The 21,594-nt window shown below is 70.5% G+C and carries 21 protein-coding genes; 9 read left to right on the top strand and 12 right to left on the bottom strand.

Annotated elements, in window-relative coordinates:
• The first annotated feature begins 139 nt into the window (after positions 1-139).
• The gene (locus ACZ7MX_RS03960; protein WP_472129060.1) at positions 140-430 is read left to right on the top strand and encodes a hypothetical protein; all 291 of its coding nucleotides are present in this window, start codon (positions 140-142) and stop codon (positions 428-430) included.
• 24 nt (positions 431-454) lie between these two features.
• Here the strand turns inward: ACZ7MX_RS03960 and ACZ7MX_RS03955 are convergent, their stop codons facing one another.
• Positions 455-694 (bottom strand): hypothetical protein, encoded by a 240-nt coding sequence (locus tag ACZ7MX_RS03955; RefSeq protein WP_472129058.1) that lies wholly within the window; start codon positions 692-694, stop codon positions 455-457.
• Positions 695-892: 198 nt separating this feature from the next.
• Here ACZ7MX_RS03955 and ACZ7MX_RS03950 point away from each other — a divergent pair, with 198 nt between their 5' ends.
• Complete coding sequence (locus ACZ7MX_RS03950; RefSeq protein ID WP_472129056.1) at positions 893-2,431, top strand: FG-GAP repeat domain-containing protein; 1,539 nt, start codon at positions 893-895, stop codon at positions 2,429-2,431.
• Here the strand turns inward: ACZ7MX_RS03950 and ACZ7MX_RS03945 are convergent.
• Positions 2,377-5,391, bottom strand: coding sequence for a M48 family metalloprotease (locus ACZ7MX_RS03945; RefSeq protein ID WP_472129054.1), 3,015 nt, complete (start codon positions 5,389-5,391; stop codon positions 2,377-2,379). The genes ACZ7MX_RS03950 and ACZ7MX_RS03945 overlap by 55 nt on opposite strands.
• 89 nt (positions 5,392-5,480) lie before the next feature.
• Positions 5,481-5,978: a hypothetical protein gene (locus ACZ7MX_RS03940; RefSeq protein WP_472129052.1), complete on the bottom strand. Its 498-nt coding sequence runs from the start codon at positions 5,976-5,978 to the stop codon at positions 5,481-5,483.
• 259 nt (positions 5,979-6,237) lie between these two features.
• Here ACZ7MX_RS03940 and ACZ7MX_RS03935 point away from each other — a divergent pair, with 259 nt between their 5' ends.
• On the top strand, positions 6,238-6,957 hold the full coding sequence (locus ACZ7MX_RS03935) for a maltokinase N-terminal cap-like domain-containing protein (RefSeq protein ID WP_472129050.1): 720 nt from the start codon (positions 6,238-6,240) through the stop codon (positions 6,955-6,957).
• Positions 6,958-7,158: 201 nt separating this feature from the next.
• Positions 7,159-7,674, top strand: a complete 516-nt coding sequence (locus tag ACZ7MX_RS03930; protein WP_472129048.1) for an LppU/SCO3897 family protein — start codon at positions 7,159-7,161, stop codon at positions 7,672-7,674.
• A gap of 166 nt (positions 7,675-7,840) precedes the next feature.
• On the opposite strand, the gene ACZ7MX_RS03925 is transcribed toward ACZ7MX_RS03930, so the two are convergent.
• Positions 7,841-8,341: an RICIN domain-containing protein gene (locus tag ACZ7MX_RS03925; protein ID WP_472129046.1), complete on the bottom strand. Its 501-nt coding sequence runs from the start codon at positions 8,339-8,341 to the stop codon at positions 7,841-7,843.
• 567 nt (positions 8,342-8,908) lie between these two features.
• Positions 8,909-9,307: a DUF3662 domain-containing protein gene (locus ACZ7MX_RS03920; RefSeq protein ID WP_472129044.1), complete on the bottom strand. Its 399-nt coding sequence runs from the start codon at positions 9,305-9,307 to the stop codon at positions 8,909-8,911.
• Between the two features lie 177 nt (positions 9,308-9,484).
• Between ACZ7MX_RS03920 and ACZ7MX_RS03915 the strand changes: the two genes are divergently transcribed.
• Complete coding sequence (locus ACZ7MX_RS03915) at positions 9,485-10,348, top strand: calcium-binding protein (protein WP_472129042.1); 864 nt, start codon at positions 9,485-9,487, stop codon at positions 10,346-10,348.
• A gap of 137 nt (positions 10,349-10,485) precedes the next feature.
• On the opposite strand, the gene ACZ7MX_RS03910 is transcribed toward ACZ7MX_RS03915, so the two are convergent.
• The 3 genes from ACZ7MX_RS03910 to gntA form a co-directional block, all read right to left on the bottom strand.
• On the bottom strand, positions 10,486-11,025 hold the full coding sequence (locus ACZ7MX_RS03910; RefSeq protein WP_472129040.1) for a DinB family protein: 540 nt from the start codon (positions 11,023-11,025) through the stop codon (positions 10,486-10,488).
• Positions 11,026-11,065: 40 nt separating this feature from the next.
• Complete coding sequence (locus tag ACZ7MX_RS03905; protein ID WP_472129038.1) at positions 11,066-11,758, bottom strand: RraA family protein; 693 nt, start codon at positions 11,756-11,758, stop codon at positions 11,066-11,068.
• A gap of 111 nt (positions 11,759-11,869) precedes the next feature.
• Complete coding sequence (gene gntA, locus ACZ7MX_RS03900; protein ID WP_472129037.1) at positions 11,870-12,610, bottom strand: guanitoxin biosynthesis heme-dependent pre-guanitoxin N-hydroxylase GntA; 741 nt, start codon at positions 12,608-12,610, stop codon at positions 11,870-11,872.
• 804 nt (positions 12,611-13,414) lie between these two features.
• Here gntA and ACZ7MX_RS03895 point away from each other — a divergent pair.
• On the top strand, positions 13,415-15,052 hold the full coding sequence (locus ACZ7MX_RS03895) for an APC family permease (protein ID WP_472129036.1): 1,638 nt from the start codon (positions 13,415-13,417) through the stop codon (positions 15,050-15,052).
• A 144-nt stretch (positions 15,053-15,196) separates the two neighbouring features.
• On the opposite strand, the gene ACZ7MX_RS03890 is transcribed toward ACZ7MX_RS03895, so the two are convergent.
• Positions 15,197-15,961 carry a Clp protease N-terminal domain-containing protein gene (locus ACZ7MX_RS03890; RefSeq protein ID WP_472129034.1) on the bottom strand — a complete coding sequence of 255 codons (765 nt, stop codon included), beginning with the start codon at positions 15,959-15,961 and terminating at the stop codon, positions 15,197-15,199.
• A gap of 162 nt (positions 15,962-16,123) precedes the next feature.
• Between ACZ7MX_RS03890 and ACZ7MX_RS03885 the strand changes: the two genes are divergently transcribed.
• Entirely contained in the window at positions 16,124-16,348 is a 225-nt protein-coding gene (locus ACZ7MX_RS03885) for a hypothetical protein (protein WP_472129032.1), read from the top strand.
• A 126-nt stretch (positions 16,349-16,474) separates the two neighbouring features.
• Here ACZ7MX_RS03885 and ACZ7MX_RS03880 read toward each other — a convergent pair whose 3' ends face one another.
• Entirely contained in the window at positions 16,475-18,094 is a 1,620-nt protein-coding gene (locus tag ACZ7MX_RS03880) for a M4 family metallopeptidase (protein WP_472129030.1), read from the bottom strand.
• Between the two features lie 426 nt (positions 18,095-18,520).
• On the opposite strand from ACZ7MX_RS03880, the gene ACZ7MX_RS03875 reads away from it, so the two are divergent.
• Positions 18,521-18,982 carry an SRPBCC family protein gene (locus ACZ7MX_RS03875; RefSeq protein WP_472129028.1) on the top strand — a complete coding sequence of 154 codons (462 nt, stop codon included), beginning with the start codon at positions 18,521-18,523 and terminating at the stop codon, positions 18,980-18,982.
• A gap of 24 nt (positions 18,983-19,006) precedes the next feature.
• Here ACZ7MX_RS03875 and ACZ7MX_RS03870 read toward each other — a convergent pair whose 3' ends face one another.
• Both ACZ7MX_RS03870 and ACZ7MX_RS03865 read right to left on the bottom strand, forming a co-directional pair.
• On the bottom strand, positions 19,007-19,747 hold the full coding sequence (locus ACZ7MX_RS03870; RefSeq protein WP_472129298.1) for a class I SAM-dependent DNA methyltransferase: 741 nt from the start codon (positions 19,745-19,747) through the stop codon (positions 19,007-19,009).
• A 144-nt stretch (positions 19,748-19,891) separates the two neighbouring features.
• Entirely contained in the window at positions 19,892-20,818 is a 927-nt protein-coding gene (locus ACZ7MX_RS03865) for a hypothetical protein (protein ID WP_472129026.1), read from the bottom strand.
• Between the two features lie 388 nt (positions 20,819-21,206).
• Between ACZ7MX_RS03865 and ACZ7MX_RS03860 the strand changes: the two genes are divergently transcribed.
• Positions 21,207-21,545, top strand: coding sequence for an LppU/SCO3897 family protein (locus tag ACZ7MX_RS03860; protein WP_472129025.1), 339 nt, complete (start codon positions 21,207-21,209; stop codon positions 21,543-21,545).
• The last annotated feature ends 49 nt before the right edge of the window (positions 21,546-21,594 follow it).

Here is a 21,594-nt window from a genome sequence, read left to right as displayed (position 1 = left end):
CAGCAATTCCCGTTCCACCGCGGCGAGTTACGGGAAGGCCACGGGTGGCCGGACGCACCCTCGGCGGGCCTTTCCCGGACTCGCCGCCGACCCCGGGACGCCGGCGACGCCCGCCCGTCCACGTAACCGAGGAGCAACCATGGCGCACGAAACACAGCAGGCTTCCGGAACCGACGAATCGCCGCTGAACCACACCTGGCCCGTGCTGCTGTTCATCGTGGCGAACATCGGTACCGGCTTCGCCGCCGACAGCCCGGTCATCTTCTGGATTTCCGCGGCCGTCGGACTTCTCGGCATTCTGGCCACGGTCGGCTGCCTGAAGAAGATGTGGAACATCCGGAACGAACAGCCCAGTGCCTATTTCTGGGGCCTGGTGCTCATCGCGTATGCGGCCTACCTCATCTATTCCCTCGTCGACCACGTCGTCTGACCCCGGAGGAGGGGGCCGTGCTCGCTACTGCCCCTTGTTCAGCACCCGGCTGACCGGGGTGAGCAGCTGGAACACCGACGTGAGGGAGGTGGCCGCCCGGGCCACTTTCCCGTTGGGCCCCAGCTGGTTCAGCTTGGACAATTCGTCGTCCACGCTGAACAGCAGCGGACGGTCCGTCTGGGAGGCGCTCGCGGTGGGATGGACGGCGGCCGACGCCCCGGCAGCCAGCAGCAGTGCGGCGAACGTACGGTTCATTCTGGTCATGCCGTTCTCAACGACAGCGCGGCCCGATGGCAACCGCGGCCGCGAAACTCACACTTTATGACGCCCGGCCGCCGCCGGTCCGGGCCCGGGTTCGCCACAACCCCTCCGGGGGCCGAACTGTCTCCTTGGGCAAAGACACCTCGGGAACCCGCCTGACCACGGGCTCCCGGCGCAGAGAACGGACCTGCCATGCCCGCCGTGCCGCACATCAGTGGACCGACCAGGACGTTGAGCGAGGGGAAGCCGACGGAGGCCACCGGGAACACCACGAGCCCGGCCCGCACCGTCCGTCCCGCCGGACGCAGGAGGGCCACGCTCCCCTCGGTGGCCTGCTCGGTACTGCTCGCGGCCGGCCTGGTTTCCCTGGACACCGGCCCGGCCACCGCCGCCACGCCCGGCCTCCGTGGTGACTTCAACGGTGATGGCCACGGCGACGTGGTGGCCGCCTCGGACGGCGGGGCGGGCCGGATCACCGTGCTCTACGGCGCGGCCGGCGGCCTCGGCTCCCCACGAGCCGTCCTCGACCAGGAGTCGCCGGGCGTACCGGGCCACAACGAGGACGGGGACGGCTTCGGCCGGGCCCTGGCCGCGGCGGACTTCGACGCCGACGGATTCAGCGACCTCGCGGTCGGCATCCCGCACGAAGTGGTCGGCACCGGCCCCTGGGAGGCCGGCTCGGTGACGATCCTGTGGGGCGGACCGTCCGGCCTGTCCGGCGGTACGCCCCTGCCGACCGGCGCGTCGGACCCCGAGGGCCCGTACGGCACGGTCGGCGCGACCCTCGCCGCGGCGGACGTAACCGGTGACGGTCACCCGGACCTGGCCGTCGGCCACGAGGGCGGAGTGCGGCTGCTCAGGGGCCCGTTCACCCGCACCGGTGCGCACGGCGGCGTCACCGTGCACCGGCTCCCCGAGGGCAGCGAGTGGATCGACGCCGTCCGGGCCGCCGACATGAACGGCGACGGCCGCGCCGATCTGCTCGCCGAGGCGAATCCCCAGCCCGAGAACGACGCGGACACCTCCTCCGGCATCTGGTGGTTCGCCGGGGCGCCGGACGGGCTGGCAACCGGCAAGGTGGTGCCCGGCCTGCCGGACGGCGCCCACCTCGCCGGCCGCCGGGCCTTCACCGCGGGCGACCTCGACGGCGACGGACGGGCGGATCTCGCGGTCGGCAGCCGGGGCGACGACGGTGACGCGGCGGGCGGCCGGGCCACCGTCGTGTACGGGGCGGCAGCCGGCCCCGGCACCGGGCGCCCGACGCTCTCCGTCGACCAGGACACCGCGGGCGTCCCCGGCACGTCCGAGCCCGAGGACGCCTTCGGCGGGGCGCTCGCCATCGGTGACATGGACGGCGACCACATCGGCGACCTCGTGATCGGTGCCCCCGGGGAGACGCTCGGCTCGGGCACGGCGGCCGTGAAGTCGGCCGGCGCGGTGACCGTACTGCGCGGCTCAGCCGACGGACTCACGACGGCCGGGGCGCAGATGTACACCCAGGACAGCCCGGGAGTGCCCGGCGCCGCCGAGCCCGGCGACCGCTTCGGCGCGGCCCTGCTGCTCACCGACACCGACCACGACACCCGGGCGGACCTCGCCGTGACCGCCGACGGCGAGAACGGCACCGGCATGGTCTGGCGCCTGCCCGGCAGCCCGGCCGGCCCGACCGGCACCGGCTCGGCGTACTACGGGGCTCCGGCCGCTCCCGCCGTACGGTTCGGGGTGCCGCTGGAGGGCTGAGCCGGCCCGCCGGCTGCCGGTGGCCTCCCGGGGGCGGCCTGCGCCGCGATGCGGCCGAGCAGTTCCGTGGTGGCTTCGGCGATGTCGAGGAAGTCCCGCATGGCCTTCGCGAACACCGGGAACCTGCCCGCGGCGATCGCCCGCCGGCAGTCGGCACCCGCCTGCTCACCCCGTCGCTGGAGCTGCGCCCACCGCTGTTGGGCCCGCGGGTCCGGCAGCGGGAAGTAGCGGCCGGCCTCCGTCACGACCTGCTCGACGGCGAGACAGTGCGGACGTATCCGGCGGGCGGCGAAACCGCGGTCGGTGAGCGCCGACTTGTCCTGCAGCGCCGTGACGATCCCCAGCACCTCGGCCCCGAAGCGCCCCGTGAGGTTCCTTCCGCCGAGCCGGAGCCAGGCGTCCGTCTGCGCACCGAGGACCTGGGGCGAGGCGGCCGGGATCCCCTCACGGGGGACCAGCTGCTCCTTGGTGAGCGAGGCCCGGGCGGGCCGTCCGTCATCGCCCCTGGGCAGGCTCACCGTCGCGTTGAGCGCAAGGACGGCTCCGCAGGTCACGCCGACCCACACCCGTCGCGCGACCACCCGCTCCCGCCGGGGCCCGGGCCGTCTCGGCCTCCGCCGCACGTTCTGCCCAACTGACAGCGGACCGCGGGCAGTTCGACCACCCCGACGTAGCGCCCGCCGCCCCACCCGCCGCGCCCCCATACCCAGCAGAGCGGCCGCGGCGGAGACGAAGAGCCCGAGCCCCAGCACCAGGGGCAGCAGGATCTCGGTGGCCGACCAGATCCCGCCGGGCAGCCAATGGCACGTGGAGCTCAGCGTGTTGAGCGGGCCGAGGCAGCCGTCGAAGGACCCGAGCAGGAACAGGCCGGCCAGCCCGAGCAGCGCCGTGGTCCCGGCCGCCACGAGAGCGATGAGCAGCGGGAAACGGGCGGTGGACGCGGCGGTCAGCGCGGCCGTGACGGCCGTACCGCAGACCAGCACGATCAGCACGGACGCCAGGAAGACCAGCAGATAGGTGCCGTACCGACGGTCGACCGGCGGCTGCCAGGTGTGCATCGAGGCCATGACCGCGACCATGCCCGCCCAGCACACCAGCGCGCCGGTACCGGCGGCGTACAGAGGCCGTCGCAGCGGCGGCAGCGGCACCGCGGGCCCGTGGGCCGGCCCGGGCGCCCCGCGCAGCGCCCTGTGCACCCAGCGCGGCGCCGCCCCCTCCGTACTCCTCCGCCGCACCCAGACGAGCAGCGGCAGCAGCCACAGCAGCGCGGCGGCCCACAGCATCATCGGGTCCGTACCGATCGGCAGCAGTACCGGCAGAGCCATCGCGATCGCCGACAAGGCGCCCTCGTGCCCGGGCACCGTGCCCGGCAGATCGTGCTCCAGCGCCTCCCGGATACCGGTCCCGGAGTACGCCCACCCCATCGTCAGCACATGGCCGTCGGACTGCCACCAGGCGTACCACAGGGCGAACACCGCCCAGGTCGCGGCCAGCCCGAGCAGCATCGCCGGACGCAGGGTGCGGCCCCGCCACGACCGCACCGACAGCTCCGCGTACTGCGCCGTCCAGCACAGGATGCCGACGCTCATCACGATGAGCAGGGCGAACGCCTCCGGATGCCGGGGCAGCCACCGCGTGCTCCCGGACGTCGTGCTCATCAGCAATTCGCCGACGACCAGCCCCACCCCGAGCCACCACCCCGCCCGCGGCCCCGACGGCACCCGGCCGCCGGTCAGCACCGCACGCGCCACCCCGCGCCACAACGCCACGCCCGGAATCGCCGCGATCAGGCCCGCGAGCAGGGCCGTCAGCGGCCCGAGCACCCATCCCTGTCGCACGCCCGGCAACAGATCCGCCATCTGGTCGCCGACGATCGCCGACGTGGCACCGGCGACGAGGAGGGTGCCGGCGTGGGGCGCGAACAGTTCCCGCGGATCGCTGAGCGACGCAATCCGCCGGTCCCAGGCGGGATGCGTCCGCCACAACGCGACGAACGCCCCCCAGAGCCGGCGGGAACCGGAAGCCCGCGAGGATCCCGGGCCGCGCCACGCACCGGCATCCGCGCCCCAGGCAAGGGCGTCCAGATCCGCATAGGTCTCACGGGTCCGCAAGACGTCCGCACGGGCGAGGTGGACGAATGCGATCATCGCGGCCGACAGCACCAGCTCATGCGCCATCCCGAGCCGCTCCGCAGGCCCGAGGACCGCCGACGCCGCGGACGACCTGAGGTCCAGCGCGATCCAGACCAGGTACGCCGGCAGCACCGCGACCACGAACACGCGCCAGAGGGCGACCGTGGCATAGGTGATGTCGACATCCCGATTGCGGATGTGCGCGAGCTCATGCAGGACCACCGCACGGAAGCCCGCCGGATCCTGCCGTCTCCGCGCCACCAGCCCGCCGTGCAGGCAGACCGCATAGCGCCGCAGCCGTCCGAACACCACCGCACTGGCCGTGACCTCCGCCGGTGCGATCACGAACCGCGGCGGACGACCGGACAGCCCGGCCACCTCGACCAGCTCGTCCAGTACCGCACGCAACTCGCCCTGCCCGTCGGCCCCTTCGCCCGGCCCTGGACCGATTCCATCAAGGGGCCTCCCTTCCACCGGAACGACCCGCCCGCGGCGCCCCTTCCAAAGCGGCAGCATCCAGTAGAGCCCGCCCGCCGCGGCGAGCAGCGCGCCGAGCACGACGACCGGCACCCATCCCGCGGCCGACGGGACGAAGCGGTCCAGACAGTTCTGGTACGCGCCACCGGCGCGCACCGTGGTCAGCGCGATGCCCAGGTAGTCGCTGTCCGGATCGGCTCCGGCCGCGAGCGCACACCCGACCCGGATGTTGCGGGGATCGGCGACCGACTCCACGATCTTGTCCGTCACGGTGGCACTGCTGGTCACGAACAGCACCATCAGCAGGACGAAGCGCAGCCCCGTGCCCGCCCCGAGGACGCGCTCATCCACCCCCGGACCGGCAGCCGACCCCGAGCCCGCCCGACGCCCCCCTAACCCGTTCCCATTCCCTTCCCCACCTTCACCCATGACGGCCGCCCCTACGCCTCGGGCCCCGGCTCCCCGGACCCGCCCTCCCCGCCCTCCTGCGCCACCTGCCGTCGCACCGGCGGCAGCACCAGCCGTGCCACCACCCGCTCGGCCAGCGCGGTCGCCGTCTCCGGCGCCAGCCCGCTCTCCGCCCCCAGCTCCAGGACCCGTTGCCGTACCGACTCCAACTGCTCCGCCGTCAGTGGGGGAACGACCCTGACCGCCGCGGGCCGGCGCGCCACCCTGCGCAGCCACGCCTTCGACCGGCGGCCCACGTTCTCGACGGCCGCGCCGGCCACTTTCCGCGCCGCCTCGTCCAGCGCCAGCCACACCACCGGCGTCACCAGCGCCGTGACCTCCTGCACCCCGAACCCGAGAGGTTCCCGGGCCCGCCCGCGCCCCCGCAGCCGCGCCACGGCCCGCTCGTCGTCGATCCGCAACAGCCCTTCGACCAGGACGAGTTCGTCCGGCGCGGCCTCACCGACGACATCCCGGACCACCTCCCGCACCGGGACCCCGCCCCGGCCACCCCCGCCGACCCCGGCCCCCACGCCCGGCCCGTCCGCAGTACGACCGTCAGTCCCCCGCACCGAATCCATCCGCCCAGCCCCCTCGTCGCCCTCAACCTCACCCCGAACGAACGACCCACCGCCCCCACATCGTAGTAACGCTCTCCCTCTGGTGCCTCCGACAGCGGGCTTTCCGTCTTGGCAAGATGGCCGCAACAGGGGGAAGCCCTGGGGAAGTCCGAGAAGGGTCCGAGGCGCCATGGCCGTCGTCCACCACACCACACTCAAGCCCGGCAAATTGGAGCTGCTCACCTCATGGCTGCCCACGCAGCCGTGGTACCTCGGCACCGGGAGCGCGCCGGACCTCACCAAGGCCGGGGGCTTCCGGCTCGACGATCCGGACGGGGAAGTGGGCCTCGAATTCATGGCCGTCACCGACGTATCCGGCGACCGGCCCGTCACGTACCACGTACCGCTCAGTTACCGGGGCGCCCCGCTGGAGGGCAGCAGTGAGCACGCGCTCGTCGGAAATACGGAGCACGGGGTGCTGGGGCGCCGCTGGATCTACGACGGCACCCACGACCCGGTCCTGATCGCCCAACTCTTCGCCCTCATCGCCGGCAAGGCGCAGGCCCAGGACCAGAATGCGAGCGACGTCGTCGACCCGTCCGTCACCGCATCGTTCACCACCGCCGCCACAGAGGCGGGCGTCAGCGGCGGCGGCTCGGCCGCGCTCACCCTTGTGGACGTGGCCAACGGACCGCGCGGCACCGACGCCCTCGTGGCCATGGACGCCACCGGGCACCTCACCCTCTCCGTCCACCGCGTGCTCCAGCCGCAGCGCGAGGGCGAGCCAACTGCCGCCATACGTACGGCGGTTGGGCACGTCACCGCTGGCTGGCACCTGCCCGACGGCACTACGGCACACGGCCCGTTCGTCACCGGCCATGAGGGTGCGCCGGGCCGCACCACCGCATAGCGAGGAATAGCGGGGGAGTGCCGGGGGGGACCGACAACCCGTATGTGCCGGGCCGACCGCCCATATGGCCCAGAGCGGCAGAAGGCTCATCCGGAAGGGGACTGATGCTCGCCGTGCAGGTGGCGGCAGGTAGCCTGCCCCGGTCAACATCCTGTTGATCTTCAGTCACAGTCGAGCAGTCCACCATGGGGGACCCCCGGAATGTCCGCACCGCCGCCGTACCAGAACCAGCCGCCGCACCAGCAGTACGGCTATGCGCAGCCGGTCCAGCCGCCCGTCCAGCAGCCGTACGGACAGCAGCCCTACGGACACCCGCAGCCCCCCGGCGGCCCCCAGCGGCCGCCGCAGCGCAGCCCGTTGCGGGGTCTCCTCACCGCCGTCGTCATCCTGGCCATCTTCGGCGGCGGGGCCTGGTACGTGTGGGACTACAACACCAATCCCAACGGCGGTAAGGCCAAGGAGGAAGCCGATCGGGTTGCCCGGCGCGAGGCGGCGGACAAGAAGTACAACCCCAAGATCGGCGACTGCGTCAAGATCAAGGACCCCCAGGGCGAGCCGGTGACGCTGATCGTCGACTGTGGCTCTGCAGAGGCCGAGTACAAGCTGGGCGAGCGGCTGGACGGGCCCGCCCAGAAGTGCGGGCCGAAGTGGAACTACGGCATCGAGTACGTGGGCCGGCACACCGCCAGCTACACGTTGTGCTTCACCAAGGTCTGAGGGAACTGCCGCTGGCAACCCACGGCCGAGCAGGCCCGCCCGCTGAAGAGGGGCGCGTTCGGGTGCCTCCGGCGGGTGCGTCCGGCTGAACGGGGGAGCCGTGCCTGGCGGGGCGGGAGATCTGTCGGGCACGCCGCCCCGCCAGGTCGAGCCGGTGCCGTACGGCTCAGCCGATCAAGGGGATCCACCGCTGGTCGTCGGACCCCGTGCACGGGGCGAGTGCTACCGCGCTGCGGTTGCCGGCATCGGCGATGCAACCCCTGGCGAACTTACGGCTGATGAGGGCCGAGCCCTCGTCTCTGTTCGCGTAGTCCCAGTACTGGGCCTGGATTCCGGAATTGCAGTCTTCCAGGGCGATCTGCTGCCCGATAGCCTTGGCCGTGACGCACCGGCCTGGGTGGATGGCGCTTTCCAGCTGGTAACCCTGGAACCTTCCGGACTTCAAGTAGAAGTCCTGAGTTCCGGAGATGTCGGGAGTCCAGGACTTGAGGGTGTCGTTTCCGAAGGCGTCGAGGTTGCGGTCGCTGCCGACGTTCTGGAACGTGTACCGCACGTCCGGCCGGATCGTCGGGACGGTCGCCGCCTGGGCGCTGCCGGTGGTCAACAGACCCACGCTCAGCAGCGCGGATGCGGACAGAACAGCGGCGATGGCCTTGCGACTTGCCACGGGCTCCTCCTGACCCGGTGACGCTGTGCGCGTCACGCGAAAAGGTTGATTGTGCACTTTCCCAAGGCATGTGCCTCGGAAAGGAACCTATGGCTGCCGCTGCCCGCCCGGAAGCCGAGTTCCGGACGTCGAATAGGCCGAGCGGTTTTCCGTTCAAGGGAATTGCATTCCCAGGGGAGTGGCTTTACGCGCAAGGGGTCATTCGGCCTGTCCGAAGGCCGTCCGTCCGGAATGCCGGCCGGTTCGGCCGAATACGGAGAATTTCCGGCCAGTACTCGGTCGTCAGTATGCGGGGCCGGAGGGGAGGGGATAGGGGGCGGCCACTACGGGGACGGGGGTAGTCCGCTGGTCTCCGTACACGGAAGGAAGGTTTGCTCCGATGGTTGCGTCGCCATCAGGGCGTGCGTGAGGTGGGGCGAAACCCGCCCCTCGGCGCGAAACGGTGCGCGACGGCGACGGCGTACGTGGCCGGATCCCGGCAAAGCGTGACATCGCCGTAGGTGTCGGCGTAAAGCTGCCGGCACGAAGGGTGGGCGCCCCGGAGGACGGGAGGTGTCCGCGCGGGGCTCACGCTGTCCGTGGGGCGAGGGCACCCGCGGGGATATGGGTGCGGGCCGAACTCGTGATGCGGTAGCGGCCGTTCGGCACGGGCGCCGCGGTGACGTGGACGGTGAGCGGGCCGGCCCACTCGTAGGCGTGTTCGGCGGCGTGGTGTGCCAGTACGTCGGTGAGCCGCTGGCCTATCTGGCTGCCCTGCGCGGCCAGTTCGTCATGGACCTCGGGTGCGAGTTCGACCGTGTACTCATTGGGCACGAGGACGCGGTGCTGGCTGCAGACGATCGCGTGGTCGTCGCATTCACGCCGCAGGTGGTCGCACAGCTCGACGGGGTCGTTCCCCGCGATCTTGGCGATCAGCGCGCTCTCGCACTCCTCCACTACCTGTTCCATCTGCTTCAGGAGTCCCATGACAGGGCGCGTGCCCGGGAGCGCCGTGTGCATGCGGACACAAGAACTCCCTGTGCACGCACAACCCTTCCCCTCCTTCAGGGGTCTCGTGATCGGAGTCAGTGGACTCCACGACCGATCCGGGTTCCGCCGGCCGTCTTCGACGCCGGCGGTTCCCCTTTCTCCTTCGAGGAACACATGCGCATTCGTGCCACTGCCGCCGCACTGTCCGGCGCCCTGGCCATATCCGCCCTCGCCGTCCCGGCCGCACAGGCCGCGGACGCCCCGGGCGCCGGCGCCGCCAAGGCGAAGCTCTCGCCGTTCGTCGCGCAGTCCCCTGCCGTGGCCGGGGCGGACGACGTACAGGGAGACACCAAGATCACGAACGTCACCGTCAACGGCGGCAAGGACATCGTGGTCGGCACCAGCCTGAAGAAGACGTACACCGTTTCCGTCACCGCCACCGACCCGGCCGGCATCTACGACGGTTACGCCTTCCTGTGGCACGGCACCGACCTGGATTCCAAGACCGGTGTGGACGGGGCCATGACCCCGGGCACCGAGCACGGCAGCTGCCAGCAGGTCAACGCCACGACCTCCACCTGCTCGGTCACCCTGGTCGCCGACCCCGCCTCCACCATCTACGGCAACCTCCTCGCCGGCAGGTGGCACGTCTACGCTGCCGCGGTGGGCAAGGACGGTGACTACACCATCAAGGACACGTACAAGTCCGGCTGGGTGAAGCGTGCCTCCAAGCTGACCACGAACGCCGGGCCCGAGCCGGTGAAGGCGGGTGCGACCGTCACCGTCACCGGCGCCCTGACCCGGGCGAACTGGGACACCGACACGTACGGCGGGTACGGCAACCAGTCCGTGCAGCTGCAGTTCCGCAAGCAGGGCGCCAGCAGCTACAGCACCGTCAAGACCGTGACGTCGGACAGCCGCGGCAACCTGAAGACGACCATGAAGGCGTCGGCCGACGGTTCCTGGCGCTACGTCTTCGCCGGCACGCCGACGTCGTCGGTGGCGACGTCCACGAGCGACTACGTCGACGTGAAGTAACGCGCCGAGGTGAGGTGCCCGGCCACGTGAGGTGACTCGCCGACGTGGAGCCGGGGACACCGGGGCGGGGCGGCCGGTCGTCGGCCGCCCCGCCCGCGGTCTTCGGTGCGGGGCCGTGGTGTCGGCCCCGCTGCCGCTCACGCCCCCGTGACGCCGTCGATGCGCTCCCGGAGCAGATCCGCATGGCCGTTGTGGCGCGCGTACTCCTCGATCATGTGGACCAGGATCCAGCGCAGGGAGACGTCCCGGCCGCCGACATGGCCGGCCTCTCGCTCCGAGAGCCGGCCGGAGTCGTCCAGGGAACGGCCCGCGATCAGCTCGCGACTCCGGGCGACTTCCGCCCGCCAGACCGCCAGCGCCTCGTCGATCCCGCGCCCGGGAACGAGTGCGAACTCATCGCCCGCGCCCTCGCCGTGGTCATCGGCGAAGACCGCGGGCACGTCCTGGCCGGCGAACACCCGCTGGAACCAATTGCGTTCCACCTCCGCCATGTGCTGCACCAGGCCCAGCAGCGTCATCGGTGACGGCGGCACCGAGGCCACCCGTAGCTGCTGATCGTCAAGCCCCTCGCACTTGAGGGGGAGCGTGGCGCGATGGAAGTCCAACCAGGCCTCCAGTGTGGCGCGTTCATCGGCGTGCGGTGGCGGCACGGTGCGTCCGTCCGGTGTCATGACCATGAGCCATACCTTCGCACAGGGGGCGGGACGGGGCCTTCTCCTACTCCTCGATGGCACCGCCGATGCGGCGGAGGTGCTGCCGGAAGGTGTAGGTGGGGTCGGTGGCGCGGCGGGCCAGGTAGTCGTCGAAGGCGGTTTGGTGGCGCAGGGTCTGGCCGGCGCGGATCTTGCGGGCCTGTTCGCGTTCCGTCCGCCGGATCTCGCGTGCGGTGGCGAGGACCTCTTCGGCATTTTCGGCGGCGAGGAACAGCACGCCGTCGTCATCGCCGAAGACCAGGTCGTCGCGGCCGACCAGGTGCTCCCCGAACCGTGCCGTCATCAGCGCCTCGGGCTCCCGCTCGTCGAGCCGTACCGGGCCGGGCGGACAGGCGCCGTAGCTGAACACCGGGCGGCCGATGCCCACCAACTCCGGTGTGTCGCGGTGCAGGCCCCACACCACCAGCCCCGCCACGCCCGCCGCTTCGGCCTCCAGGACCGTCAGGTCACCGATACACGCTTCGTCCGTCCGTCCGCCGTTGTCGATGATGAGTACGTCGCCCTCTTCGGCCCGGGCGAACGCCTCCAGGAACACGTCCACGCTGCCGTAATGCCGCACCGGCAACGCGCGGCCGGCGACCTGCTGACCGGGGACGACGGGGGCGATACCGGCCGGTGCCGGGCGCAGCGGTACGCCACGGCGGACGCATGCGTCGGCCACCAGTGGGGTGGACAGGTCGGTGAAGGAACTCAGCATCGTGTGTTTCCCGCTCTCTGACGTGCGGCTTCCAAGATCTCTTACCGGTCGGGACGATACGCGTCGACGCCGGACCGTGGTGAGGAGTGCCGTGCCGGTCCTCCTCCTGGCTCATCGCCCGCGCTGGGCCCCGTGCTGGAGCAGCCCCTCGGTGAAGTCCTCGGTCGCCGCTTCGTGCCGCGAGGTGTACGGGCACGTCCAGTCCTCCTCCGTGAACCGGCCGGAGAAGTGCCGTGCGGGCTGCTCGTATTCGTACACCGTGAAGCTCGGATTGACGGAACCGTTGTTCGTGGTCTCCCGTCGGCGAATGGCGCCCTGCATCGAGTAGAACTTCTCACCGAGAAGCATGAACTGAGTCAGGGAGTTGAAAGCGATCGCCGACGTCGAGAAGCGACGGCTCGCCCTGGACGCGCCCGGGTGCATTCCCACGACGAAGAACGCGTGACCGCCCGTGTGAAATCCGAAGTTCGGTGTGCGGGGGTCGGACGAGGCGCCCTTGTCCAGGCCGAAGGTCTGGCTGTCGAGGTCATGCATGAGCTGGAGGTGCTGCCATATGAGCCCCTCGTAGGTGAGCTCGTCGACGTGCCCCGGCTCGTCGAACGTCGCGACGAACGTACGAAAGCTCTGGTCCGACAGCAGGGGCCGCACGGCCTCCACATAGGCAAGGAGGTCGCGGTAATTCTCCTGGGCCGACCTTTCGTCCCCCATTCTTCTGTAGTGCCGGTGCGTGATGGTGTCGCGTTTGAGTGCGGCGCGGGCGCCCAGGCAGCTGAACTCCCGGGTTTGAATGAAGCGGTCCAGTTGGCCGCGTATGGCTGCGGTGCTGCGCAGGGCGGTGTCGGGTTCCGTCATCGTGAGACCTTGCCTTGGCTGGATGTGAGCGCTTGAGGTCAGCGGCGCGGGCGGGCCGGATGCGTCCCCTGCCTCAGGGGTGCCGGTGGCGCGCCGGTGGGGGAGCGCCGGCCACGGTGGCGGCTGATCGCCGCCCTCCCGGGACGTGATCAACGGCTGACCGAATCGACATTGAGGGGTACTAGTCCCCTAGGCAATACCTAAAGCGGACAAAGTGTGGTTGATGGCGGCATCCAGCCTTAGGGCGGGCAGCCGAGTCCGGCCATGCGGAGGGTCTGGGGGTGGTCCGGGGGGTAGGCGGTGCTGCTTTTCCGTCGAGCTGTCGGTGCGCGATGCCGCAACGTGCCGAATTCTTAAGGGCGTTGGGTGCCGGCCTTTCGTCGGGCGCCCTGCCGGGATCGCTTGCGGTGATGATCGCCAGGGCCGGCAGGACTGCCCGTCCGAGTTGCGTCCTCCGAGAGGGCGGCTTCCCTCTTCCTTCCCGTCGCGACTACCCCGAATGGCGGCCCTGAGCAATACCTGCCAGGCCAATTTATCCGCCGTGAATGTTCAAATGTTTGCCAACTCGAATTCCAGAATGACAAGCCTGTTCCGAGTAATCGGCCGGTAGCTCTCTGGTGTGCAAGGGTGGCTGTGAGGCTCAACTGGGCGCCGTGTGCCGCCCGAATGGCCCGACGCCAAATCTCTGTACTGGGCATGTATTGCCGCCGAATGTAACTATTCAGTCAACGGCTCTGTGCAGGGCTCTGAATGCTCTCTAATCTGAGGCAACTTTTCGGCCAGCCCTGTCTTGAAAGGCCTCCTATGGCAAGCGTTGACCAGATCGCTCCCCTGAAGACACGCGATCCGGGCTCCCTCCGCAGGGACGTGGGACTGATCGGCCTGATGTGGGCCTCGGTCGGTTCGATCATCGGCTCCGGTTGGCTGTACGGAGCACAAAAGGCCGTGGTCGTGGCGGGCCCGGCCGCGATCATCTCCTGGAGCATCGGGGCGGTCGCGATCATCCTCCTGGCCCTGGTGCACGCCGAGCTCGGCGGGCTGTTCCCGGTGGCCGGCGGCACGGCGCGGTATCCGCACTACGCCTTCGGCGGCCTGGCGGGGATGTCGTTCGGCTGGTTCTCCTGGCTCCAAGCCGCCACCGTGGCCCCCATCGAGGTCGAGGCGATGATCGGTTACGCCGGTCACTGGTCCTGGGCCCAGGGCTTCCTGAATGCCAACGGCACCCTCACCACCAGCGGTTTCATCGTGGCCGTCATCCTGATGGCGATCTTCGTCGCGGTGAACTTCCTCGGTGTGAAGGTGCTCGCCCACACCAACAGTGCCGCCACCTGGTGGAAGATCGCCGTACCCCTCGGGGCGATCTTCGTCATCGCGGCGACCAACTTCCACCCGCACAACTTCACCTCGCACGGCTTCGCGCCGTTCGGCGCCAAGGGCGTGCTCAGCGCCATCAGCACCAGCGGCATCATCTTCGCGCTGCTCGGCTTCGAGCAGGCCATCCAGCTGGCCGGCGAGAGCCGCAACCCCAAGCGTGACCTGCCGCGCGCCACGATCGGCTCGGTCGTGATCGGCGCCGTCATCTACACGGCCCTGCAGGTGGTCTACATCGGCGCGCTGCCGCTGGCGTCCTTCGCACACGGCTGGGCCAAGCTGGACTACGTCGGCATCAGCGGCCCGTGGGCCGGTCTGGCCACCGTGATCGGACTGGGCTGGCTCGGCTGGGTCCTGTACGCGGACGCCATCGTGTCCCCCGGCGGCACCGGCCTCATCTACACCACCTCCACCTCGCGGATCTCCTACGGCCTGAGCAAGAACGGCTACGCCCCCAGGCTCTTCGAGCGGATCGACAAGCGCGGTGTGCCGTGGTTCGGCCTGATCATGTCCTTCGTGACCGGCGTGATCTGCTTCCTGCCGTTCCCGAGCTGGCAGGAGCTGGTCTCCTTCATCACCTCGGCGAGCGTCCTGATGTACGCCGGCGCCCCGCTCGCGTTCGGCGTGTTCCGTGACCGCCTGCCGAACCGTGAGCGTCCGTACCGCCTGCCCGGCGGCAAGATCATCTCGCCGCTGTCCTTCGTGGTGGCGAGCCTGATCATCTACTGGGCCGGCTGGACCACCCTGCAGCGGCTCGGCTGGGCGATCATCCTCGGGTACGTGCTGCTCGGCAGCTACGCCTGGTACGCCACGAAGAAGCAGCTGCCGAACGCGCCCCGGCTGGATTGGAAGGCCGCCCAGTGGCTGCCGGTCTACCTGATCGGCATCGGCCTCATCTCCTGGCAGGGCGGTTTCGGCGGCCAGGGACACCTGCCGCTGTGGTGGGACATGGTGGTCGTCACGGCGTTCTCGCTGGTGATCTACTTCTGGGCCCGCCGCACCGCGGTCTCGACCGAGGCCATTGAGCAGAACATCGAGGAGGTCGCAGTCGTGGACGAGGGCGGCCACTGACCGCACTCAACCCTCCGCCTGCACGATGAGGAGCCGAGGGGCCCGGCCGGTTTTCCGGCCGGGCCCCTCGGCTTTCGCGTGGGCCTACGGCTTTCGCGTGGGCCTCCGCTGCTCTCTCGTCAGGGTGCCGAGGCCCGGATCCCGCTACCCGTCCGCCTTCCCCTGCTCGTCCGCCGAGGCTCCCTGCGCCCCCTTGAGCACCGCCAGGGCGGCCTCCACGTGCTCCTGCGTCGCGGCCTTGCTGAGGCCCGTGCCGGTGAGGATCCCCGAGCCGTTCTCGTGCTCCAGGAGTGCCAGCAGGATGTGTTCGGTGCCGATGTAGTTGTGGCCCAGGCGCAGGGCCTCGCGGAAGGTGAGTTCGAGGACCTTCTTCGCCTCGGCGTCGAACGGGATGAGCGCGGGGACCGTCCCCCCGGAGGGAGGCAGGGCCGCCGTCGCCGCCTCCCGGACGGCGTCCAGCGACACGTCCTGCTGGAGGATCATCTTCCCTGCGAGCGCATCGGGTTCGGAGAGCAGCCCGAGGACGAGGTGCACGGTGCCGATCTCACCGTTGCCCGCCGCATGGGCCTCCTTCTGGGAGGCCACCACGACGCTCCTCGCCCGCGGGGTGTACCGGCTGAAGCCCTGGCTCGGATCGAGGTCCGAGTCGCCCGACGTCTTCGGCACGAACCGCTTCTGCGCGGCCTGGCGGGTGACGCCCATGCTCTTGCCGATGTCCGTCCAGCTGGCGCCGGAGCGCCGGGCCTGGTCCACGAAGTGGCCGATGAGGTGATCGGCGATGTCGCCGAGGTGGTCAGCGGCGATCACCGCGTCGGTGAGCTGGTCGAGGGCGTCCGGGTGGGCCTTCTTGATGGCCTCGATCAGGTCGTCGAGGCGTACGGGATGGGTGGATCCGCCTGGATTCGTCATGTGACAACCGTAGGTTGACAGCAGGGAGAGTGTCAACCCGTGGTTGACGATGGCTGGATCCGGGACGAAATCGGGTCGCGCGAGGTCCGCGGAGGAGGTCACGATGGCGTGCGATGCCGGTCCGGGGCGACTCTCCCAGGACGGTGACGAAGGGGGCGATCGGTGTCGGGAGCGCGGGGTTTCGCGTACGAAGAGCGGGGTGACGGCGTCGTGGTGTGGCACCACGGGCGACGGGCGGCGGTGCTGCGAGGCGAGCGGGTCGCTCGGTTCCTGCGCGAAGTGGCCTCCGGTGACGCCCAGTTGGTGATGGCCCGGTGGACGGGCAACTACCGCCGGGGGAACGAACGGTCGGCGCGCCGTCATCCGCGCCATGCCGCCGGCCGCTGAGGCATTCGCCGGGCACCGACGAAAAGCGTCCCGGCGCCGACGCCGACCTCGATGTCCGTTCCTGCCCATCGAGGTCCGCGCGGTGCCGGGACGCCCTGGTGCCTGGTGCCCCGTGCCGGCTGGGGGCTACTTCACGTTCACGCCCGCCCAGGCGGCGCCCACTGCCTGGTACTCGGCGCTGGTCGTGCCGTACAGGTCACCGGCCGCCTGCAGGGTCGCGGTGCGCGCGGCCTGGTAGTTGGTGGTGGAGGTCATGTACGTGGTGAGGGCCTTGTACCAGATCTTCTCGGCCTTGTCCCGGCCGATGCCGGTGACCTTGGAGCCGTCAACGGTCGGGCTGTTGTAGCTGACGCCGTTGATGGTCTTGGCGCCGCTGCCCTCGGAGAGCAGGTAGAAGAAGTGGTTGGCGACGCCGGACGAGTAGTGCACGTCCTTGTTGCCGACCGTGCTCGACCAGTAGTCCGCCGACCCGCCGTCCTTGCTGGGCTTGTCCATGTAGCGCAGCGGGGTGCCGTCACCGTTGATGTCGATCTTCTCGCCGATGAGGTAGTCGCCCGGGTCGGCGGCGTTCTTGGCGTAGAACTCGGCCGAGGTGCCGAAGATGTCGGACGTCGCCTCGTTGAGACCGCCGGACTCACCGCTGTAGTTGAGGCCGGCGGTGGCCGCGGTGACGCCGTGGCTCATCTCGTGGGCGGCCACGTCGAGCGAGGTCAGCGGGTGGGTGTTCCCGCTGCCGTCGCCGTATGTCATGCAGAAGCAGCCGTCGTCCCAGAACGCGTTGACGTAGCTCCTGCCGTAGTGGACGCGGGAGTACGCGCCCTTGCCGTCGTTGCGGATGCCGTTGCGGCCGAAGGTGTTCTTGTAGAAGTCCCAGGTGACCGCCGCACCGTAGTGGGCGTCGACGCCGGCGGTCTGCCGGCCGCCGCCCCACACGTCGTCCGTGTCGGTGAACAGCGTCCCGGTGCCGGACGTCCGCTGGTTGAGGTCGTACGTCTTGTGGCCGCCGCGGGAGCCATCGGTGAGCTGGTAGGCGGTGCTGCCCTTCGTGGTGGTCAGCGGGACCGTGCCGCTGTAGGTGCTGGTACCGGTGCCGGTCTCGATCGCCTCGTCCTCGAACAGCTTCTTGCCGGTGGCCGCGTCCGTGATGACGTGCAGTGCGCTGGGGGTGCCGTCCTTCTGGGTGCCGGTGACGACGGTCTCGTACGCGAGGACCGGCTTGCCCGAGGCGGCCCAGATCACCTTGCGCGGCGTGCCGGAGGTGCCGGTCTTGGTGTCCTTCTTCGCCGCGGCAGCGCTGAGGGCGCTCTTCTTCGCGGCGGAGGGGGCGAGCGCGGCGGTCGTACTGGCCACGGATATCCGGGACTTGGTCGCCTTGGTGACGCTGCGGGTGCCGTTCTTGGCCTGGTGCACCACCAGGTCACCGCCCAGAACGGGCAGGCCGGCGTAGGTGCGGTCGTAGCGGGTGTGCACCGTGCCGTTCGCGTCCTTGATGACGTCCCGGACGACGAGCTTCTCCTTCGCGCCAAGGCCGATCTTGGCGGCGATCGTGGAGGCGCTGCTCTGCGCCTCCTGCAACGCGGAAACCCGCTGCGCTGCGGAGAGTTGGACCGCCGACGCGCCGGTCGCGCGGTCCGCCTGCGCACTGGCCGACCCGGCCTGGACGCCGACCGCGACCATCGCGGCGGAGGCGACCAGGGCGGCAGCGCGGAGGGTGTTCTTGCGGGGGGTGGACGAAGTCCGTCTCAACTCGGTCTCCCTTGTGAGGACCGCGGGGTCGCGGCCCAAGATGTGGGGCCGGGCAGCCGAGGGGTGGGGTGCCCGGTGGAGGAGTGAATCGACCGAAGATTGCCACGAGTTGAGATCGATTGACAGATGTTCAACAAGCAAGAAACTGCGAATTTACGAATCGGCCCGCTTGCTGACAGGTTTTGTCCCGCAGTGCGGCGTCTTGTGGACACCCGGCTGTGCTCGCGGCCTTCGTGGACCCACCCCCTGCTGCTCACACCCCCCACGTGCCGCAGCTCTCACGCCCACGACCGCCCGCAGAAGCAGAGCGCATCGGCACGCTTACCGACCGTGTGCCGCCCGAGGGAGGGCATTCCTGCACCTGCCAACCACGACGCAGCGCCCTAGGCTGAACGCCAAGGCACACGGTGAGGCGGTGGCGTGCCCATGGCACTACGGCACCAGCTGATCAGGACCCGGCGGGACACGGTGTGGGCAGTCCTGGCGGACGGTTCGCGCTACCAGGACTGGGTGGTGGGAACGGTCCATTCGCGCCCCAAGGACGACAACTGGCCACGGCTCGGCTCCGCCCTTGAGTACACGGTGCGGCTGGGGCCGTGGGAACTCGACGGCCAGACCATCGTCCGGTGCAGCGAGCCCCCGCGACGGCTCGAGCTGGAGATCGACAGTGGACGGCTCGGCACCGCACGCATCGCCCTGGAACTGCGCCCATGGGGCGAGCACACCGTGGTCATCGCCGACGAGCACCCGCTGACCGGTCCGAGCGGACGGCTGCACAATGCCGGCGTCGACATGCTGCTCCAGCTGCGCCACCGCCGCATGCTCGCCAACCTGGCCAAAGTGGCGGAAGACGCCGACCAGGGAGCGAACGAGGCGGGGGACAGGTAGCGCTGCCCGGCGGGAAGCGCGCGGTCAGTCGGCGGGCTTCTCCCATACGGAGACGTGGCGTTGGCTGTCGCTCGTGAAGGGCCCCTTCCCCCAACCGTCCCACCGCTCGCGCAGCCGCAGCCCCGCCAGCTGAGCCATCAGATCGAGTTCCGAGGGCCAGACGTAGCGGAAGGGGATCGACCGGTACTCCCCGCGGCCGTCGACGACGTCGATGTAGTTCGAGCTCATGGCCTGGGTGGCGACGTCGTAGAGATCGAAGGCCCAGTTGGTCGGGCTCACCTGGAAGGGCACGACGTTCTGGCCGGGGGGCAGCTTTCTCAGCTCCGGAACCCCGACCTCGATGACGAAACAGCCGCCCGGTTCGAGGTGGGCCGCGGCGTTGCGGAAGCAGGCCACCTGTGCCGCCTGGGTCGTCAGATTCATGATCGTGTTGAACACGAGATACGCGAGGGAGAACGTCCCCGGTACGCGCGTCGTCGCGAAGTCGCCGATCGTCACGTCGATCGCCTCGGCGCCCGGCTTGTCCCGCAGCCGCGCGACCATCGCCCGTGACATGTCGATACCGTGCACCGGAACCCCGCGGCGCGTCAGCGGCAGGGCGATCCGCCCCGTCCCGATGCCCAGCTCAAGGGCCCGGCCTTCACCGGCCAGACCCGCCAGCACGTCGACCGTTTCCGCCACGGCGTGCGGGGCGAACATGTCCCCCGAGGATGCGTCGTACTTCGCGGCGACCTGCTCTCCGAAGTACCCGTCCTTATCGTCCAGTTCATCCACCACACGACCGTACTGCGGAGCCGATTTCTCACGCTCCTCATTTTCGGCGGCCGGGCCGGGTCAGGGCCGGGCCGGGTCCTGGCCTCGGGCTCGGCCTCGGACTCGCTCCCGGCCCGGTGCGGGACCGCACAGGCGTCAGTCGCGCATCGGCCGGTCGAGGAGCGGGGTGAGCTCGGCATCGGTCGCCGGCCTGAGGGTCGTCAGCAGGTGCCGGGCCCCGGACAGACCGGTGCGGCCGCTGCCCTGGACGGTCACCGTGTGGACCAGCCCGTTGCGGCGCAACCGCAGTTCCCGCCGCTTGTAGTCGCCCTCATAGAGGACCAGTTGGCGGCCCTCCCCGTCGTTGGAGCAGTGGATCGTTTCGCCGAACGGGACGGGACAGCCGCGCGCATCGGCACGCCGGGTGTCGTGCCCGCTCCGCTCCACGGAGAGGTGCAGGTCCGGGGCGCCGGGGCGGGTGTAGGTCGCGCCGAAGGAGCTCTCGCTCGCTCCGACGTCTTCCAGCGCGTATCCGGAAGGAGGTTCACCGACCCGCAGCAGGGCGCGGTCGACACCGTTGGCGGTGAGCCACTCGGTGAGCGTGGGCGGCTGGGCGGCCTGCCAGGCGAGGTACGAGCCGCCGGCCGCGAGGAGGGCCGCGGCGACGAGCGTGGCCAGCCGGGTCCGGGCGCCCGGGAGGAAGCCGGCGGCGCCCAGCGCGTACCAGAGGCCGGCCCAGGGATGCAGCAGCACGCCGATGTGCAAGCCGTCGTCGCGCAGGTTCGCCGCGACGGCTGCCACCGCCCCCGCCGTGCCGCAGGCGTAGACGCCCGCCGCCCAGGCCCACCGTCCGCGCGCTCGGCGGGTGAGCGGCACGAACGCGCGGACGGAGGTGGCGAGGGCGGCGAGCGACGTCATGCCCAGGACCGGCCCGGCGACCAGGACGGCCACGAGCGCCGCGGTGCTCTCGGCGAAGAACGCGATCAGCACCGCCTGGAACTGGACGGCGGTCAGCACACACCCGACGAACGCGACGGCTGCGAGGTGGGCGAAGACGCTCCCCGCGGCAAGCTTCCGGACCATACTTCCTGATCACGCGGCGGCGGGCGCGGCGGTTCCGCACCGACGGGACTCAGGTCAGGTCCAGCCCGTCGGGTCACCGGAGGGTGGGTCGAGGACCGTGACCCCCTCGCCGCATCGTCGAACAGGCAGGGGCGTAGCCTGCCGTACCGAACATCGAACGGCGAGGGGGAACACTCTGTCCGCGTACACACCGCCGCCTCCCGGCGGTCCGTCCCCGCATGACCAGAACGGCCCGAACCCCTATGGTCCGCCGCCCGGACCGGCCCCCTACGGGCAGAGCGGCCCCGCCCCGTACGGGCCACCCGCAGCGGCCCCCTACGGCCAACCTGCGCCGCAGCAGTGGGGCCAGCAGCAATGGGCGCAGGTCCAGCCGCCGCCGGGCGCTCGCGTGTTCGTGCCGACCGGGCCGAATCCGCGGCAGTGGCTCAGACCGGTGATCGCGCTGGTCGTCGTGGCCGCTCTCGGCACGGTGTTCTGGCTGCTCAGCGACGGCAAGGAGCCGGCGAAGACCGCCCGTGAGGCCGGCGTCGGGGACTGCCTGGAGAACCGGGGCACGCACGCCAAGCCGGTGCTGTTCACCGTCAACTGCACCGATCCCAAAGCGGATTACAAGATCCGGTTCACGCCCGGGCCGCGCGGCGAGTGCCCCGCTGAATTCACCCAGTACGAGGAGAGGGGCGGCAGGCTCGGGGACACCACGCTCTGCCTGACCCACGTCGACCACTGACACTCCCCGGTCACTGGCACCTACCAGGCCTGACGCCCCAACAGGCGCC

The organism is Streptomyces sp. NPDC107765 (genome assembly GCF_055657085.1).
The sequence above is the reverse complement of the archived record's forward strand: the minus strand, read 5'-3'. Positions and strand labels throughout refer to the sequence as shown.

Coding starts and splice junctions, on each gene's coding strand:
- ACZ7MX_RS03935 (WP_472129050.1), top strand. CDS start 6,238: ATGGCCGTCGTCCACCACACCACACTCAAGCCCGGCAAATTGGAGCTG.
- ACZ7MX_RS03905 (WP_472129038.1), bottom strand. CDS start 11,758: ATGCTGAGTTCCTTCACCGACCTGTCCACCCCACTGGTGGCCGACGCA.
- ACZ7MX_RS03920 (WP_472129044.1), bottom strand. CDS start 9,307: ATGGGACTCCTGAAGCAGATGGAACAGGTAGTGGAGGAGTGCGAGAGC.
- ACZ7MX_RS03910 (WP_472129040.1), bottom strand. CDS start 11,025: ATGGTCATGACACCGGACGGACGCACCGTGCCGCCACCGCACGCCGAT.
- ACZ7MX_RS03875 (WP_472129028.1), top strand. CDS start 18,521: ATGGCACTACGGCACCAGCTGATCAGGACCCGGCGGGACACGGTGTGG.
- ACZ7MX_RS03890 (WP_472129034.1), bottom strand. CDS start 15,961: ATGACGAATCCAGGCGGATCCACCCATCCCGTACGCCTCGACGACCTG.
- ACZ7MX_RS03895 (WP_472129036.1), top strand. CDS start 13,415: ATGGCAAGCGTTGACCAGATCGCTCCCCTGAAGACACGCGATCCGGGC.
- ACZ7MX_RS03930 (WP_472129048.1), top strand. CDS start 7,159: ATGTCCGCACCGCCGCCGTACCAGAACCAGCCGCCGCACCAGCAGTAC.
- ACZ7MX_RS03960 (WP_472129060.1), top strand. CDS start 140: ATGGCGCACGAAACACAGCAGGCTTCCGGAACCGACGAATCGCCGCTG.
- ACZ7MX_RS03915 (WP_472129042.1), top strand. CDS start 9,485: ATGCGCATTCGTGCCACTGCCGCCGCACTGTCCGGCGCCCTGGCCATA.
- gntA (WP_472129037.1), bottom strand. CDS start 12,610: ATGACGGAACCCGACACCGCCCTGCGCAGCACCGCAGCCATACGCGGC.
- ACZ7MX_RS03955 (WP_472129058.1), bottom strand. CDS start 694: ATGACCAGAATGAACCGTACGTTCGCCGCACTGCTGCTGGCTGCCGGG.
- ACZ7MX_RS03865 (WP_472129026.1), bottom strand. CDS start 20,818: ATGGTCCGGAAGCTTGCCGCGGGGAGCGTCTTCGCCCACCTCGCAGCC.